This window comes from Rhizobacter sp. P2_H2, from assembly GCF_056403375.1.
Genome location: NZ_JBFUFP010001576.1, coordinates 1 through 880, shown reverse-complemented (window position 1 = coordinate 880; position 880 = coordinate 1). Strand labels below are relative to the sequence as shown.

Sequence of the window (880 nt, the reverse complement as noted above, 5' to 3'; positions counted from 1 at the left end):
GAGTCAACGAACGAGGGAGAGAGCATGTCGCTGATCCGCCAGATCTGGTTGTTGCTGCTGGGCACGGTGCTGCTGGCCTTTGCCGGCAGCGTGACCGTCGCGGTCGAATCGGCGCGCGGCTACCTGCAGACCCAGYTGGGCGTGAAGAACGCCGACAACGCGACGGCACTGGCGCTCGCGCTGTCGCAGCAGCATGGCGACAAGGAACTGATGAACCTGCTGCTGGCCGCGCAGTTCGACAGCGGCTACTACAGCCGCATCCGCTTCGTCGCGAGCGACGGCAGCGTGGCCTTCCAGCGCGAGGCCTCCGGCGCCCCGCGCGAGGCGCCGGGCTGGTTCGCGCGGCTGGTGCCGATCTCCGCCCCGCAGGGCGTGGCGCAGGTGTCGGATGGCTGGCGCGCGCTCGGCCGCGTCGAGTTGATCAGCCAGAGCGGCTATGCGCACGACGAGCTGTGGCGCAGCAGCCTGTGGTCGGCGCTGGCGCTCGGCCTGGTCGGGCTGCTGGCGGGCGGTGCCGGCACGCTGATGATCCGGCGCATCCGGCGGCCGCTCGATTCGGTGGTCGACCAGGCGCAGGCGCTGGTGCGCGGCGAGTTCACCACGGTGCCCGAGCCCGGCGTGCCGGAGCTGCGCCGCGTGACGCAGGCGATGAACACGATGGTGGGGCGCCTGCGCATCACGTTCCAGGCGCAGGCCGAGCAGCTGGAAGGGCTGCGCCAGCAGGCCAACTGCGACCGGCTGACCGGCCTGTCGAACCGGGCGCATTTCCTCGGCCAGCTGGCCGTGATGCTGCAGCGCGAGGACGGCGCGGCCGAGGGCGGCCTGGTGCTGCTGCGCGTGCTCGACCTGGCCGGGTTGAACCGGACCCTCGGCCATGCCG

At 71.9% G+C, this 880-nt stretch carries 1 protein-coding gene; it reads left to right on the top strand.

Annotation, left to right across the window (positions count from 1 at the left end; genetic code table 11):
- Positions 1-24 precede the first annotated feature (24 nt).
- Positions 25-880: LapD/MoxY N-terminal periplasmic domain-containing protein (locus tag AC1D15_RS34845; protein WP_477829672.1), on the top strand; the 856-nt coding region annotated here is incomplete at its 3' end.